This window comes from Sulfurifustis variabilis (assembly GCF_002355415.1).
Classification (GTDB): domain Bacteria; phylum Pseudomonadota; class Gammaproteobacteria; order Acidiferrobacterales; family Sulfurifustaceae; genus Sulfurifustis; species Sulfurifustis variabilis.
Window position 1 is genome coordinate 1,040,474 of record NZ_AP014936.1, and the last position, 14,068, is coordinate 1,054,541.

Consider the following 14,068-nt stretch of genomic DNA (forward strand, 5'->3'; position numbering starts at 1 on the left):
GTGTACCGCCGCATCCTCGTCCCGGTCGACGGCAGCGAACCGTCGAACGCGGCGATCCGGCACGCCGTCGGCCTCGCCGGCACCCAGGGCGCGCAGGTTCAGTTCGTCTACGTCGTCGATACCGTGACCTTCGCGCGCCAGATGCGGACCGCGCGCATGAACGTGGAGCCGATGTACGAGGCGGCCCGTCAGCACGGACGGGAGATCCTCGCCGCGGCGGAAGGCAGCGCGCGCGAGGCCGGCGTGTCGACCGAGTCGAAGCTGATCGAGTTGCGGCGGGAGAGCGATCGCGTGGCGGACGGGATCGTGGCGCAGGCGGAAGCCTGGCCGGCGGACCTGGTCGTGATCGGAAGCCACGGGCGTCGCGGCCTGGATCGCTTCGTCCTCGGGAGCGTCGCCGAATCCGTGATGCGCCGGGCGGCAACGCCCGTGCTGCTGCTCCGGGCCGGCTAGCCCGCGCTCTTCGCCTGGCGCTGGGCGGCGTGCGCCGCCGCGATGCGCTGCTGGAACACCGCGATCTCCCGGTCCATGCCGAGCCCGAACTTCGCGTTACAGTACTTGAGCAGCGGCAGGAAGCGCAGCACCAGGGCGAGCGCGTGGGGGGCGATCGTGGCGGTCTTGAGCCCCCGCAGAATGTCGAGCCCCGCATCGATCTGCTCGAGGGCGCTCTCGACGGTACCCGCCGTCGTGTCCGCGACCATGATCGGCACGACGTTCGTCGCGGGTTTCTCGACGGGCGCGCCGGGGCTCTGCGTCGTGATCGGCAGCGCCTCCCGCCGGGCCTCGCTCAGCTGAGCGCGCACGCATGCGCTCAGCTGGTCGGCATTGAAGGGCTTCAGGATGAAATCGTTGGCGCCGCACGCGTACGCGCGTTCCCGGGTGATCTCGTCCTCGGCGCTCGTGATGACGATGATCGGCACCTCCCGCAGGCCGGGGTCCTCGACCCCCCTCACCTTGCAGATCAGGCTGTAGCCGTCCATTTCCGGCATCTGGATGTCGCTGATGACGACCTCGATGCGGCTGTTCTGGCGGAGCATGCGCCAGCCGGCCTGGCCGTCGCCGGCCTCCAGCACATGGTATTGCCCGCCCAGGACGTGAATGATGCTCTTGCGCACCACCCGCGAGTCGTCGACCACGAGTATCCAGGGCCGGCCGTCGTCCTGGGGAGCGGAGTTGGGCGATTGGCTGTTTTCGGCGTTCATGGACACGCTCTGGTATTTCGCTCAGCTTCCTGGTGCAAATTACAGGCCAGGTTTGTAAAGTTTCCCGACAAAAGCCTTGAAAAATGGGACTTTGGCACCCTAGTTGCACCATAACGTGCCATGGTCCGCCTCAGCCGCGCGTACTCGTTCGCCAGCTTCGTCGGGATCGCCATCGTCGCGATCGCCCTCAGCTGGTTCTACCGCAACCTCGCGGTCGAGGCGCTCGTGCAGTACCAGACGCTCTCGAACGTCGAGCTCACCCGCACGGTCGCGAACACCCTCTGGCCGCGCTACGCGGATTTCATCGCGAACGCCGGCCGGATCCCGGTCGAGCACCTCGCGACCCAGCCCGAGATCGCGCGCCTGGCCTCCGAGCTCGAGCAGAAGCTCTACGAGGTCAATGTCACGAAGGTGAAGATCTACAACATGTACGGTCTCACCGTCTTCTCGACGGACGCGCGGCAGATCGGCGAGAACAAGCAGGACAACCCGGGCTTCCGCAAGGCGCGCAACGGCGAGACCGCGAGCGACCTCGTGTTCCGCGACCACTACTCGCCGTCCGAGGACGAAGTGGAGCGGCGCAACCTGCTTTCGTCCTACGTCCCCATACGGCCGACCGACGATGGCCCGGTGGAAGGCGTGTTCGAGGTCTACGTGGACGTCACCGCGCTCCTCGACGACATCGCGCGCACCGAGCGCACCGTCCTGGCCGGCGTGGTCGGGGTGCTGCTCGTGCTCTACCTCTTTCTCTACGCCATCGTCCGGCGCGCGGATCGCCTCCTCGAGCAGCACGAGGACGAGGAGCGCAAGGCACAGCAGGAGCGCATCCGGCATCTCGCGTACCACGACGCGCTCACCGGTCTGCCGAACCGCGCGCTCTTCAAGGACCGCCTTCAGCACGCGGTCGATCTCGCCCAGCGGGAAGGCGCCATGATCGGCGTGATGTTCATCGATCTCGACCGCTTCAAGGTGATCAACGACAGCCTCGGGCACGAGCGCGGGGACCGGGTGCTGGTCGAGGCCGCTGCGCGGATTCGCGGCGCCATGCGCACGTCGGACACGGCCTGCCGCATCGGCGGAGACGAGTTCGTGGTGATCCTCGAGCGGCTCGCGTCGGCCGACGAAGCGGCGCGCGTCGCCGGCCGGCTGCTCGAGGAGTTCGCCCGGCCCATGGACGTCGGCGCGCGGGAGCTCGTCGTCTCCCCGAGCATCGGCATCGCGGTCTACCCGGGACCGACCCGCGAGGTGGACCGCCTGCTGAAGGACGCGGACGCCGCGATGCACGGGGCGAAGGAGATGGGCCGCAACCGGTATCTCTTCTATACCGAGGAGCTGAACGCGCGCGTGCAGGAGACGCTCGAGTACGAGCTCGGCCTGCGGCAGGCGCTCGCACGGGACGAGTTCACGCTTCACTACCAGCCGCGCGTGGACGTTCAGAGCGGACGCGTGGTGAGCGTCGAGGCGCTGCTGCGCTGGCGCCATCCGGCGCGCGGCATCGTGCTGCCGGACCACTTCATCCGCCTGCTCGAGGACACGGGCATGATCACGCCGGTCGGCGAGTGGGTCGTGCGCCAGGCGTGCCGGCAGTGCCGCGAATGGCATCTCGCCGGCCACGACGGGGTGCGCGTCGCGGTCAACATCTCGCTGCTGCAGTTCCGGTCCAACTCGCTCGTGTACGCGGTGCGGCGCGCGCTGACGGAGGCGGGTCTCGCGCCGCAGTTCCTGGAGCTCGAGCTGACCGAAACCGTGCTCGCGGACGACATGGGCCAGGTGCTCGCGCAGCTCCGCGAGCTGCGCGGAGCGGGGGTGCAGATCTCGATCGACGACTTCGGCACCGGTTATTCGGCGCTGAGCTACCTGACGCAGTTTCCGGTGGACTACCTCAAGATCGACCGCTCCTTCATCCAGGGTGTCGGTCTCAGGGAGGACCATGCGGCGATCACGCGGGCGATCGCGGCGATGGCGCGCAGCCTCCATCTCGGGGTGATCGGCGAAGGCGTGGAGACATCCGAGCAGATGCGCTTCCTTCAGGGTATCGGCTGCAACGTGATGCAGGGCGACCTCTTCAGCCCGCCGGTCGCGGCCGAGCACAGCGCCGACATGCTCGCCATCGACATGCTCGCGGCCGCGGACACGCGGACGCCGCGCGGACGCCGTCGACGAGCCGAAGCGTAAGTCAGCGGGGCGGCAGATCGAACTCGAGCAGCTCGCCGTTCTCGAAACGGAGCGCGAGCATCGCCTCGTCGGTCAGATGGCGGAAGTAGGCCGCTGCGGCGCGCAGCGTCTCCTCGTGTCCGACGATCAGCACCCGTTCGTCCCGCTGGGTCCCCAGCCAGCCGAAGAAACGAAAGACACGCGCCCGATGCTCGGCGAGCGTCTCGCCGCCGTCGAGGCGCGTATGGAGGGGATCGCGCGCGATGGCCGCATACAGGTCGGCGACCGGGCGACCGTCGAGCCCCGTCCGCCAGTCGTTGAGGTCCCGATGCGCGGCGACCGGGACACCGTGATCGCGGTTGACGACGTCCGCGGTCTCGCGCGTGCGCGGCAGCTCCGAGGTCAGGATACGGTCCAGCCTGACGTCCCGCAGCCGGTTCGCCGCCGCAGCCGCCTGTTCGAGACCGAGCGGCGTCAGCCGCACCTCGGGCGTCGGTGAGTCGTTGCACAGACCAAGAACGTTGTAATTGGTCTGGCCGTGACGCAACAAGTAAAGCTTCAATCTTGAATGTCGAGTTTAATGTTGAATTGAAGTGCGCGGGAGCGCGCTCCCTATTCAACATTAAACATTAAGCATTCAAAATTTCTTTACTCAGTTCTTGATTCGCTCGAAGCCGGACTCGGTGCGGGAGAACGTGACCGACGCGTCCTTGAGGCGGGTTTCGAGCAGCACCGGCCGGCCCCAGAGCTGGTACAGGTAACCCATCGTCTTCTCGACGTACTCCATTTCGAGGTCACGCCCGTCGTGCTCGTGGCGGAGGAGCAGGGCCCGGTTGTGGCGGTAGTCGGCGTCGACGATGCGAATCACGGGCACGGTGCCCATCCCCACGTTGCGGAGCAACGTCTGCTTGATCGTCATCCAGTGCTCCTCGTCCGCGACCTGCGAGACGACGAGCTTGTCGCGCTCGCGCTTGTACTCGAACATATGGAGCTCTTCCATGAGCTCCCGCGTCAGGAATCGGCGCAGGAACGAAATGTCGCGGTCGGTTTCCCGCACCTCGAAGAGCTTTTCGCGCGCGCCCTTTTCCGGAGGGCCGTGCCGGCGGACCTCCTCGTCGGTCGGGGCCGAATAACGGCGCTCGATGTCGTGCCAGACCTTGAAACCGAGGTGATACGGGTTCACGGACCCCTTGTGCGGGCGGACCACCTGGTTGTGGTGCACCAGGAACTCGAGATAGAGGTCCTCGGGCAGGTCGATCGAGTTCATGATCCGGTGGTGCCAGTAGCTCGCCCAGCCCTCGTTCATGATCTTGGTCTCGATCTGGGGCAGGAAGTACTGGGTCTGCGCGTGGACGATCCGAAGCAGGTCGCGCTGCCATTCGGTCAGGTACGGGTTGTGCTCGGCGATGAACAGGAGCAGATCCTCTTCCGGATCGATGGGTACGCGGTTGAGGTTCGGCTCCTTGTACTCCGGCCGCTTGTGGATCGCCTCGTAGGGATCGTGCGGCGGCACGGCGTCGGCGAGCGCCCGGTCGCGCTGCTCGTCCAGGGTGAGCTTGCGGATCGCCGTGTCGCGCCGCGTCTGCATCGAGAGCGCGTGCGCGGCGTCGAGCGTCTCCTCCACCTTCTGCTGGCCGATGGAAGGATCCTCGAGATAGTGCCGGATGCGGTCGGCGTGCAGCTTGAACAGGCTGATCGTGAGCTCCGGGCGCGTGTCGCGGAACATGAAGTTGTTCCGGAAGAAGTCGTTGTGCCCGTAGACGTGCGCGATGGTGAGGACCTGCAGGCAGAGCGAGTTGTCGCGCATCAGGTAGGCGAGCGACGGGTTCGCGTTGATCACCATCTCGTAGGGCAGGCCCGAGACGCCGTAGTCGTACAGCGTCTTGAGCTTCTCGTAGGCCTTGCCGAAGGACCAGTGCGGATACTGCGCCGGCATCCCGTGGTAGGCCATGTAACCGAGCATGTGCTCCTGGTCGCACACGTCGAACTCCTGCGGAAAGCAGGAGAGACCGTACTCCTCCGCCTTCTCGCGGATGCGCTCGTCCCAGTACTCGAGATCCTTCAGCGTCCAGGTGCGGCTCATGTCGGCTGCTCGGCCGGCTCCGTCTCGCGCTCGCGCGAGAGAAACTCCTTGAAGCTCGGCCAGATGTGCTCCTTGCTCTCGATCACCAGGCTGTGGAAGTTCGGCGCGCGGATCTGGTCGAACACGTCGAGCAGCGAGTTGCCGTAGGAGCCCGAGTTCAGCGGCTTGATCTCGCCGTAGCCGAAGAGGTTGCACACGGCGCACAGCTCGCGGGCCGCCTTGATCGCCGTGCTGTTGTCCTCCATCCAGTTGTCGCCGTCCGAGCAGTGGAAGGCGTAGATGTTCCAGTGCTCGGGATGGTAGCGGTCCCGGATGACCTCCAGCGCCTTGTTGTAGCCCGAGGAGATCATGGTACCGCCCGACTCGCCCTTGCTGAAGAACTCCTCCTCGCTCACCTCGCGCGCCTGCGCGTCATGCGCGATGAAGACCACTTCGACGTGGTTGTAGCGGGTCTTGACGAACCGGTAGAGCAGGAAGAAGAAGCTGCGCGCCAGGTACTTCTTCATCGTGTCCATCGAGCCGGAGGTGTCCATGATGCACAGCACGACGGCGTTCGACTGCGGGCGCACGTCGCGGACCAGGCGCCGGTATTTCAGGTCGTCGCGATGGAACGGGAAGCGCGTATCCTCGAGAGCCGCGGTGCGGCCGCCGCGCGACGCGACCGCCCGCCGGATCCGGGCAATCGCCGTGCGCCGCTTGTCGAGGTGCGTGCGCACGCCGACCTTGCGGAAACCCTTGCGCTTGCGTGTGGCCTCGACCTCGATCTCGCGAAGGTTCTTGCGCTCCATGTTCGGGAGGTCGAGGTCCTCGAACATGATGTCGATCAGTTCCTCGAGGGCGATGTCGGTCTCGTAGTAGTCGACGCCCGGCTGGTGTCCGGCCGGACCGACGCCCTGGCCTTCCTCCTCCGCATCGCCGATCACCTGGCCCGGCTGCGTGTCGCCGGTGCCGGTGCCCACTCCCGGCGCGTTGTCGCCGTAGACGAAGCGGTACTCGCGCACGCCGCGCAGCGGGATCTTGACGATCTTCTCCCGGCTCTGCCCGATGATGGACTCCTCCGCGATGATATCGGCGATGTTCTCGCGGATCGCCTCGCGCACCTTCTGGCGATGCCGCGACCGGTCCCGCGCGCTGCGATCGGACCGCAGCGTGTCGGCCTCGACGTGGGGGCGAAAGACGGCTTTTTGCATCGGTTTCTGCGGGTCAATCCTTCCAGAGGTTGTTGGCGGCGTACTTCAGGACGACCTCCGCGGAGTACTCGTTGTAGCCGCGCTCGAGCAGCCCATGGACCAGGTCGTTGTACTTCTTGATCTGCTCCTCGTCGCGCGTGCGCGCCTTGGTGATGATGCGGCTCATCTCGCGCACGGAGCTCATCAGCTTGCGCTCGATCGCCTCCTTGAGCGGCTCGTACGACTTGTAGCTCACCCGCTCGCCGCGGCGGCTCTTGGCCCACAAATATGCCATGACCTCCTGGCGGAAACCCTGCGCGGAGGAGCCGACCACGGCGATCTGCTCCTCGACCGATTTCAGGAAACCTTCGTCCGGCTGCAGCTCCTCGCCGGTGTTGCGGTCCTTGACCCGTGTCTTGTTGACGTAGGCCTCGGCGTGGTCGAGGTAGTTCTGGAACAGCGTTTCCGCTTGCTCCTCGAAGGAGTACACGAACGCCTTCGTGATCTCCTTTTCCAGCATCTCGAGGTAGACCTTGTGCAGCGTGTCCTGCAGGATCTCGAGGTAGTGCTTCTTGGTGTCGTCCGCGATGTCCGCGGCCTTGAGCATGCGGATCAGCGACTCGCGCACGCTGATCGGCGTGATGCCCTGCGGGTTCTCGGTGAGCGCGTTGTCGATCGCCTTCATGATGAAACGCGGGCTGATGCCGAACATGCCTTCGCGGCGCGCGTCGTCCTGGAGCTCGCGCACGTTGGCGCGCACCGTCTTGCCCTTCTCGACGACCTCTTCGCTGTTGTACAGCCGCAGCTTGGTCATGAGGTCGCACTTGTTCGTGGGCTCGAGCCGGCTCAGGATCGCGAACATCGCCGCGATCTCGAGCGTGTGGGGCGCGATGTGCGCGCGAAACTCGGACTGGTCGAGGAGCTTCTGGTAGATCTTCATCTCCTCGGTGAGCCGCAGGTTATACGGCACCTTGACCATGACGATGCGGTCGAGGATGGCCTCGTTGGTGGGGTCGCCGCGGAAACGCTGCCACTCGGCCTCGTTCGAGTGGGCCACGATGCTGGTGTCGACGTAGACCGTGCCGTGCCGGCCGGGCGCGGGGATGAACTTCTCCTGCGTGGCCGTGATCATCGTGTGCAGGTACTCGGGCTCGTTCTTGAAGACCTCGATGAACTCGGTCATGCCCCGGTTGCCGACGTTGAACGCGCCGTTCAGGTCGAGCGCGCGCGGATCGCCTTCCGAGAAGGTGTCCAGCTTCGAGATGTCGACCGAGCCGATCAGGACCGACGTGTCCTGGTTGTTCGGGTCGACGGGAGGGACGACGCCCACGCCGCGGCGCTCGTGCCGCGAGAAGGGGACGGTCGTGATCGGCACGTCCTCGTAGCGCCCCTGGAACTCCTCCTTCAGCCGATAGCGGCACACCGGGCAGAGCTCGCCTTCGATGTGCACGTTGAGCGTCTTCTCGAACTCGGGCCGCAGGTGCTTGGGGATCAGGTGCAGCGGTTCCTCGGCCATCGGGCAGCCCTCGATGGCGAGGACGGGTGAACCCTCTTCGAGCCCGCGCTTGAGTCGCTCGATGAGCGAGCTCTTGCCCGCGCCGACGGGGCCCATGAGATAAAGCACCTGGCGCGACTCTTCGCCGTGGAGCGACGCCGAGTGGAAGTACCGCACGAGCTGCGCGACCGTGCGCTCGATGCCGAAGAACTCTTCGTTGAAGAAGGGATAGATCTTGATGGGCTCGTCCCCGAAGAGGCGCTTCAGCTTCGGGTCGTCGGATTCGGTCACTTCGCGAACGCCCTTGGCGAGGATCGCCTCGTAGACACGGGCGTGGGCCAGCTTCGCGAGGGAGGGATCTGCTTTGACCTTGTCGAGATACTCGAGAAACGTGCCGCGCCATTCGAGGCTCTGGCGGTTGGCGCGGTCCTTCTCGATCAGGTCGGAAAACGCGGACGTCGGTTGAGGCATGATGAAAGCTCCTCCGTGGTCTCGTTGTCGGACTACATCGTCATCGCTCGATCTCCGGTTCTTATTTTTGCGCTCACGGGTAACTGCAATTTCATTATAACGTGTCCGCAAGACGCCCGCGTAACGCGCAATGCCGGGGCACACTGATCCAGGTAAGTCAAGGGCGAGCGTCGGGAAGTTTCCGGAGCTCCTTCGGCGGAGCACCCGAGGCGTTTCCCGCCGACTTCCGAGCGACGCGCATCGCCCGCCCCACCGAGCTGCGCGCGCTCGCCCCGGCACGCGCCATTCGAAACGCCGACCTCGAAATTGGACCACGACGCGCGCCTCCGGTTCGTGCAAGGCGCACCGAAGCGGCCTTCCGCGCGGCACGCGCGGGTTTTGACGCAATGGGGAGTGCCCCCTAGTCGCTGCCATGGGCACGGCGAACACTTCTGCGGTAAGTTCCGCGAGACGACGCGCCGAGGTTCCCAACGCTGCGGCGCCTCGGCAGGCGAACGTGCTCGACGAGCGGAGACGGAAATGGCAGCAGGACGGGACGATTGCCAACGGATGCGTCGCGTGACGGGTGCGGGCCTGCGCGGCGCTGTCGGGGCCATGGAACCTGCGGAGCCGCTGTGGCAACGGGTGCCGACCCGCGACGAGCACGGTCAGCTGCTCTCCGACTTCATGATGATCATCCCGGGTCTGCGCGCGAGACCTCCCCACCTCATCGACCGCGCGGTGGCGGCGATCGAGGACGTGCTGCTCCACTATCGACGGGTCGTCGTCTTCGCCGACCTGAACCTCCGGTTGAACGTGCTCTGGGTCAGCGTGCGGCCGCGTCCCGGAATATGCCTCGAGCTTCCTGCCGCCATTGCCTTGCGCGTGCCCGAAGCCAAGCTCGTCGCGCACAAGTCGGGGCGCTGATAACACTGCCGCATTAGCCCGGATTGACAGGCGTTCGGCGCGCGACCGACCATGAAAGGGGACCTGACCGCTCGGGAATTCCCCGGATCGGCGGCACGGCGGAGGCGGGGACGCCATGCTGTTACGCGACGTCGTCGAGACCTCCGCCCGGGTCGGCGCGAGCGCCGGCCGTCTGGACAAGGTGGCGGCGCTGGCCGAGCTCCTGGCCCGTCTGCCACCCGCCGAGGCGCCCATTGCGATCGGCTACCTCACCGGCCGCCTTCCCCAGGGGCGCATCGGCATCGGCGGGTCCCTGCTGGCGTGCGCGCGCAGCAGGCCGGCCGCCACCGCCTCGCTGACGCTCACGGAGGTCGACCGCGCCTTCCGGTTGCTGTCCCAAACGAAAGGCGCGGGGTCGACCTCGAGCCGACGGGAGGCGCTCGCGGGTCTGTACCGTCGTGCGACCGCCGAGGAACAGTCGTTTCTCGAGCGGCTCGTCGTGGGGGAGCTTCGGCAGGGCGCACTGGAGGGCGTGATGCTGGATGCAGTGGCCGCGGCGACGGGTATTGCCAGCGCCGAGTTGCGGGCGGCCGCCATGCTCGCCGGCGACCTGCCGACGGTCGCGTCGGTCGCGCTCGCGGAGGGCCGCGCGGGGCTGTCCCGATTCGGGTTGCGGCTCTTCACGCCGGTCAAACCGATGCTGGCACAACCCGTCGCGGACCTGGCGGAGGCCCTCGGCACCCTCGGGACGGCCGCCCTCGAGTACAAGCTGGACGGGGCCCGCGTGCAGGTGCACAAGGCGGGGAACGAGGTCCGGGTCTACAGCCGCCGCCTGAACGACGTGACGGATTCGGTGCCGGAAGTCGTCGAGGCGGCGCGAGACCTGCCGGCCGACCGGCTGGTGCTCGACGGGGAGACGATCGCCCTGACTCCCTCCGGGCGCCCGCAACCGTTCCAGCTCACGATGCGCCGGTTCGGGCGCCGGTTCGAGGTCGAGCGTCTTCGGGCCGAGCTTCCGCTCGCCGTCTTCTTCTTCGACTGCCTGCATCGGGACGGGGAAGACCTGGTCGCACGATCGACGGCCGACCGCTTCGGCGTCCTGGCGTCCGTCGTGCCGCCGGGGCGACGCGTCGAACGTGCCGTGACGTCCGAGCCCGGCGAGGCGGAGGCGTTTCTCATGGACGCGCTCGCGCGCGGACACGAGGGCGTCATGGCCAAGTCGCTCTCCGCGCCTTACATGGCCGGCGCGCGCGGAAGCGGATGGCTCAAGATCAAGCGCGCGCACACGCTGGACCTCGTCGTGCTGGCGGCGGAGTGGGGACACGGCCGGCGCCGCGGCTGGCTCAGCAACCTGCATCTCGGCGCCCGCGACCCGGCGAGCGGCGGGTACGTCATGCTCGGCAAGACGTTCAAGGGCATGACGGACGAGGCGCTCGCCTGGCAGACCGGAAGGCTGCTGGCGCTCGCTGAACGCCGCGACCGCGATGCCGTGTACGTCAGGCCGGCGCTCGTCGTGGAGGTCGCGTTCAACGACGTGCAGGCGAGCCCGCAGTACCCGGCCGGGCTCGCCCTGCGCTTCGCGCGCGTGAAGGCCTATCGTCCGGACAAGACGCCGGAGGAAGCCGATACGGTCGAAACGGTCCGGCGCCTCTACGCCCGCCAGACGAGCGCGCCCGCGGAGCGGACGCCGTGAGGCGCGGGTGCGGGAAAACCCTCGCGGGCGGACGGGCGCGAAGGGGCCGCGTCCTGGCGGCCGTCGTCGCGCTGCTTCCCGGTGGGACGTGGGCCGATTCGTACGCCGGCATCGGTTTCGGCGTGGTGCATACGAACGGCACGGCGTATCACGTGGCGACGAACGTGTACCGGGATTTCGAGCTGCACTTCAGCTCGTGGAACGGGGACGATCACTCGCAGGGCGTGGGCGTCGGCTACCGGTGGAACGCGCGGCACGGTTTGAGCGCCGTGCTGGGGTTCGCGTACCTGGGCCGGATCTCGGACAACCTTCTGCGCCATGCGGACGCCTACATCGAGGTGCGTTGGCGCTTTCTCGATCGCTACTCCTGTCAGCTGAGCCACTACTCGACGATCGGCGACGACCGCGGAGAGAACCTGTTTCTCTGCGGCCTCCACGTCGACTGGGATCTCGCCGGCGGGGTCGGCCGGCCTAGATCGGGGGAGGGCTGATCCGGCCCTCCACGGCGCGCGGCGGACGGGACGGCTCGGTGTCGCCGGTTCGCCGGGGCTCGACCGGCTCGCCGAGCGCCGCGCGGATGGCGTCGTCGACGGTCTCGAGCCACACGAACTGCAGCCGGTCGCGCGCGGCGGCCGGGATCTCCTCGAAGTCCTTCTTGTTGCGGGCGGGCAGGAGCACGGTCCGTATTCCGGCGCGCGCCGCCGCGACCGTCTTCTCCTTGATGCCGCCGACCGGCAGAACCAGGCCGCGCAGGCTGATCTCGCCCGTCATCGCCGCGTCGTTCTGCACGGTGCGCCCGGTGACGAGCGAGACCAGCGCGATGAACATGGCCACCCCCGCGCTCGGCCCGTCCTTGGGGATCGCGCCGGCCGGCACGTGGATGTGCACGTCGCCCTTCTCGAAGAAGTCGTTCTCGACGCCGAGCGCGCGCGCCCGACCCTTGACCAGCGACAGCGCCGCCTGCGCGCTCTCCTTCATCACGTCGCCGAGCTGCCCCGTGAGGATGAGCTTGCCGCTCCCCGGCATGCGGGTCGCCTCGATGAACAGGATGTCGCCCCCGACCGGAGTCCAGGCGAGGCCGGTCGCCACGCCCGGGATGCTCGTGCGCGCGGCGACCTCGCTCTCGAACTGGCGCGCGCCGAGAATGGCGTGCAGGTCGCCGGCGTCGATGCGCACCGTTTCCGCGGTACCTTCCGCGATGCGCATCGCGGTATGGCGGAACACGCGCCCTATCTCCCGCTCCAGGTTGCGCACGCCCGCTTCGCGGGTGTAGTCGCGGATGATGTGCCGCAGCGCCTCGTCGGTGATCGAGACCTGCTCGGCCTTGACGCCGTTGGCCTCGAGCTGGCGCCGCACCAGGTAGCGCCGGGCGATCTCGAGCTTCTCGTCCTCCGTGTAGCCGACGAGGTCAATGACCTCCATGCGGTCGCGCAACGGGCCCGGAATGGTGTCGAGCATGTTGGCCGTGCCGATGAACATCGTTTTCGACAGGTCGAAGGGCACGCCGAGGTAGTTGTCGCGGAAGGTCGAGTTCTGCTCGGGGTCCAGCACCTCGAGCAGGGCGGCCGACGGATCGCCGTGAAAGCCCATGCCGAGCTTGTCCATCTCGTCCAGCATGAACACGGGGTTCCGGGAGCCGGCCTTCTTGATTCCCTGGATGATGTTCCCCGGGAGCGCGCCGATGTAGGTGCGCCGATGGCCGCGGATCTCGGCCTCGTCGTGCACGCCGCCGAGCGAGACGCGCACGAACTTGCGGCCGGTCGCGCGCGCAATCGACTGCCCGAGCGAGGTCTTGCCGACGCCCGGCGGGCCGACGAAGCACAGGATGGGGCTCTTGCCGGACGGGTTCAGCTTGCGCACGGCGAGGTATTCGAGGATACGCCGCTTCACCTTCTCCAGACCGAAGTGGTCCTCGTCCAGGATCTCGCGCGCTCTTGCGATGTCGATCGACTCCTCGGTCATGACCGACCAGGGCAGCGTGGTGAGCCAGTCGAGGTACGTGCGGATCATGGACGACTCGGCGGCGCCTTCCGGCATGCGCTCGAAGCGCGTCAGCTCGCGATTGGCCTGCTCCTCGACTTCGGAAGGCATCTTCGCGTCCGCGATCGCCTTGCGGATCTCCTCGACCTCGAGGGACTTCGCGTCCTCCTCGCCCAGTTCCTTCTGGATCGTCTTCATCTGCTCGCGCAGCAGGAACTCGCGCTGGCGCTGCTCCATCGACTCTTTGGTCTGTTCGCTGATCTCCTGCGTCAGCTTGAGCACGGATATCCGGTGCTCGAGGAGCTTCAGCACCTTGTCCAGACGTTCCCGCACGTCGATGGTTTCGAGCACGTCCTGCTTCTCGTCGGCCTTGAGGTCCATGAAGCTCGCGACGAGATCGGCCAGGGCGCCGCCCGCGGTCGTCGCCTCGATCGCGGCGGAGAGCTCGGCCGGCGCCTGGGGCAGGAGCTCGATCGCCTGCACCGCCTGGCGTTTCAGGTGCAGCACGCGGGCCTCGATCTCCTTCGTCTCGGTCTCCGGTTCCTCGATGCGCTCGACGCGCGCGACGAGGTAGGGGAAGCCATCGAGGAACTCGACCGTGCGAAAGCGTCCCTGCCCCTGGCAGATGACATGGTGCGAGCCGTCCGGCGCGGTGACGTAGCGCAGGATGGCGGCGACGGTGCCGACCGCGTACAGGTCGCCCGGCCCGGGCATGTCCACGCCGGGATCGTGCTGCTGCAGCACGCCGAGCGGCCGCTCGCTGCGCGCCGCCTCCTGCGCGGCGGCGATCGAGCGCGGTCGCCCGACCGTCAGGGGAAGCACCATGTTCGGGAAGAGCACGGTGCTGCGGACGGGCAGGATGATCAAAGCGTCCTCGGGAAGCGGGCGCGGTGTCTCCCCTGCGTTGGTCTGGGTGCTTTCGGCGTTCTGGTTCAT

Annotated in this window: 11 protein-coding genes; 5 read left to right on the forward strand and 6 right to left on the reverse strand. The window is 67.2% G+C overall.

The annotated features are described in order from the left end of the window. Positions 1-453 carry a universal stress protein gene (locus SVA_RS05035; RefSeq protein ID WP_096459718.1) on the forward strand — a complete coding sequence of 151 codons (453 nt, stop codon included), beginning with the start codon at positions 1-3 and terminating at the stop codon, positions 451-453. On the opposite strand, the gene SVA_RS05040 is transcribed toward SVA_RS05035, so the two are convergent. Continuing rightward, positions 450-1,202 (reverse strand): response regulator, encoded by a 753-nt coding sequence (locus SVA_RS05040; protein ID WP_096459721.1) that lies wholly within the window; start codon positions 1,200-1,202, stop codon positions 450-452. The two genes, SVA_RS05035 and SVA_RS05040, sit on opposite strands and share 4 nt — an antisense overlap. Positions 1,203-1,322: 120 nt before the next feature. Here SVA_RS05040 and SVA_RS05045 point away from each other — a divergent pair, with 120 nt between their 5' ends. Then, positions 1,323-3,377, forward strand: coding sequence for a putative bifunctional diguanylate cyclase/phosphodiesterase (locus SVA_RS05045; protein WP_096459724.1), 2,055 nt, complete (start codon positions 1,323-1,325; stop codon positions 3,375-3,377). A gap of 1 nt (position 3,378) precedes the next feature. Here the strand turns inward: SVA_RS05045 and SVA_RS05050 are convergent, their stop codons facing one another. The 4 genes from SVA_RS05050 to SVA_RS05065 form a co-directional block, all read right to left on the reverse strand. Then, positions 3,379-3,918 (reverse strand): histidine phosphatase family protein, encoded by a 540-nt coding sequence (locus tag SVA_RS05050; protein ID WP_096459727.1) that lies wholly within the window; start codon positions 3,916-3,918, stop codon positions 3,379-3,381. A 90-nt stretch (positions 3,919-4,008) separates the two neighbouring features. Further along, a complete protein-coding gene (locus tag SVA_RS05055; protein WP_096459730.1) occupies positions 4,009-5,439 on the reverse strand; it encodes a SpoVR family protein in 1,431 nt (476 codons plus the stop codon). Next, positions 5,436-6,629 (reverse strand): sporulation protein YhbH, encoded by a 1,194-nt coding sequence (yhbH, locus tag SVA_RS05060; RefSeq protein ID WP_096459732.1) that lies wholly within the window; start codon positions 6,627-6,629, stop codon positions 5,436-5,438. The genes SVA_RS05055 and yhbH overlap by 4 nt, the downstream gene beginning before the upstream one ends. A gap of 13 nt (positions 6,630-6,642) precedes the next feature. After that, on the reverse strand, positions 6,643-8,574 hold the full coding sequence (locus tag SVA_RS05065) for a serine protein kinase (RefSeq protein ID WP_096459735.1): 1,932 nt from the start codon (positions 8,572-8,574) through the stop codon (positions 6,643-6,645). Between the two features lie 549 nt (positions 8,575-9,123). Between SVA_RS05065 and SVA_RS05070 the strand changes: the two genes are divergently transcribed. The 3 genes from SVA_RS05070 (at position 9,124) to SVA_RS05080 (ending at position 11,643) form a co-directional block, all read left to right on the forward strand. Then, positions 9,124-9,480: a hypothetical protein gene (locus SVA_RS05070; protein WP_096459737.1), complete on the forward strand. Its 357-nt coding sequence runs from the start codon at positions 9,124-9,126 to the stop codon at positions 9,478-9,480. Positions 9,481-9,595: 115 nt separating this feature from the next. Next, positions 9,596-11,152: an ATP-dependent DNA ligase gene (locus SVA_RS05075; protein ID WP_096459740.1), complete on the forward strand. Its 1,557-nt coding sequence runs from the start codon at positions 9,596-9,598 to the stop codon at positions 11,150-11,152. Further along, the gene (locus SVA_RS05080; RefSeq protein ID WP_096459743.1) at positions 11,149-11,643 is read left to right on the forward strand and encodes a hypothetical protein; all 495 of its coding nucleotides are present in this window, start codon (positions 11,149-11,151) and stop codon (positions 11,641-11,643) included. Before SVA_RS05075 ends, SVA_RS05080 begins: the two co-directional genes overlap by 4 nt. Here SVA_RS05080 and lon read toward each other — a convergent pair. Beyond that, a complete protein-coding gene (gene lon / locus SVA_RS05085) occupies positions 11,624-14,068 on the reverse strand; it encodes an endopeptidase La (RefSeq protein WP_096459746.1) in 2,445 nt (814 codons plus the stop codon). The two genes, SVA_RS05080 and lon, sit on opposite strands and share 20 nt — an antisense overlap.

Bases quoted from the DNA above. Each gene is read 5' to 3' on its own strand.
- SVA_RS05075 (WP_096459740.1), top strand. From the start codon at position 9,596: ATGCTGTTACGCGACGTCGTCGAGACCTCCGCCCGGGTCGGCGCGAGC.
- SVA_RS05065 (WP_096459735.1), bottom strand. From the start codon at position 8,574: ATGCCTCAACCGACGTCCGCGTTTTCCGACCTGATCGAGAAGGACCGC.
- yhbH (WP_096459732.1), bottom strand. From the start codon at position 6,629: ATGCAAAAAGCCGTCTTTCGCCCCCACGTCGAGGCCGACACGCTGCGG.
- lon (WP_096459746.1), bottom strand. From the start codon at position 14,068: ATGAACCAGAACGCCGAAAGCACCCAGACCAACGCAGGGGAGACACCG.
- SVA_RS05070 (WP_096459737.1), top strand. From the start codon at position 9,124: ATGCGTCGCGTGACGGGTGCGGGCCTGCGCGGCGCTGTCGGGGCCATG.
- SVA_RS05045 (WP_096459724.1), top strand. From the start codon at position 1,323: ATGGTCCGCCTCAGCCGCGCGTACTCGTTCGCCAGCTTCGTCGGGATC.
- SVA_RS05055 (WP_096459730.1), bottom strand. From the start codon at position 5,439: ATGAGCCGCACCTGGACGCTGAAGGATCTCGAGTACTGGGACGAGCGC.
- SVA_RS05040 (WP_096459721.1), bottom strand. From the start codon at position 1,202: ATGAACGCCGAAAACAGCCAATCGCCCAACTCCGCTCCCCAGGACGAC.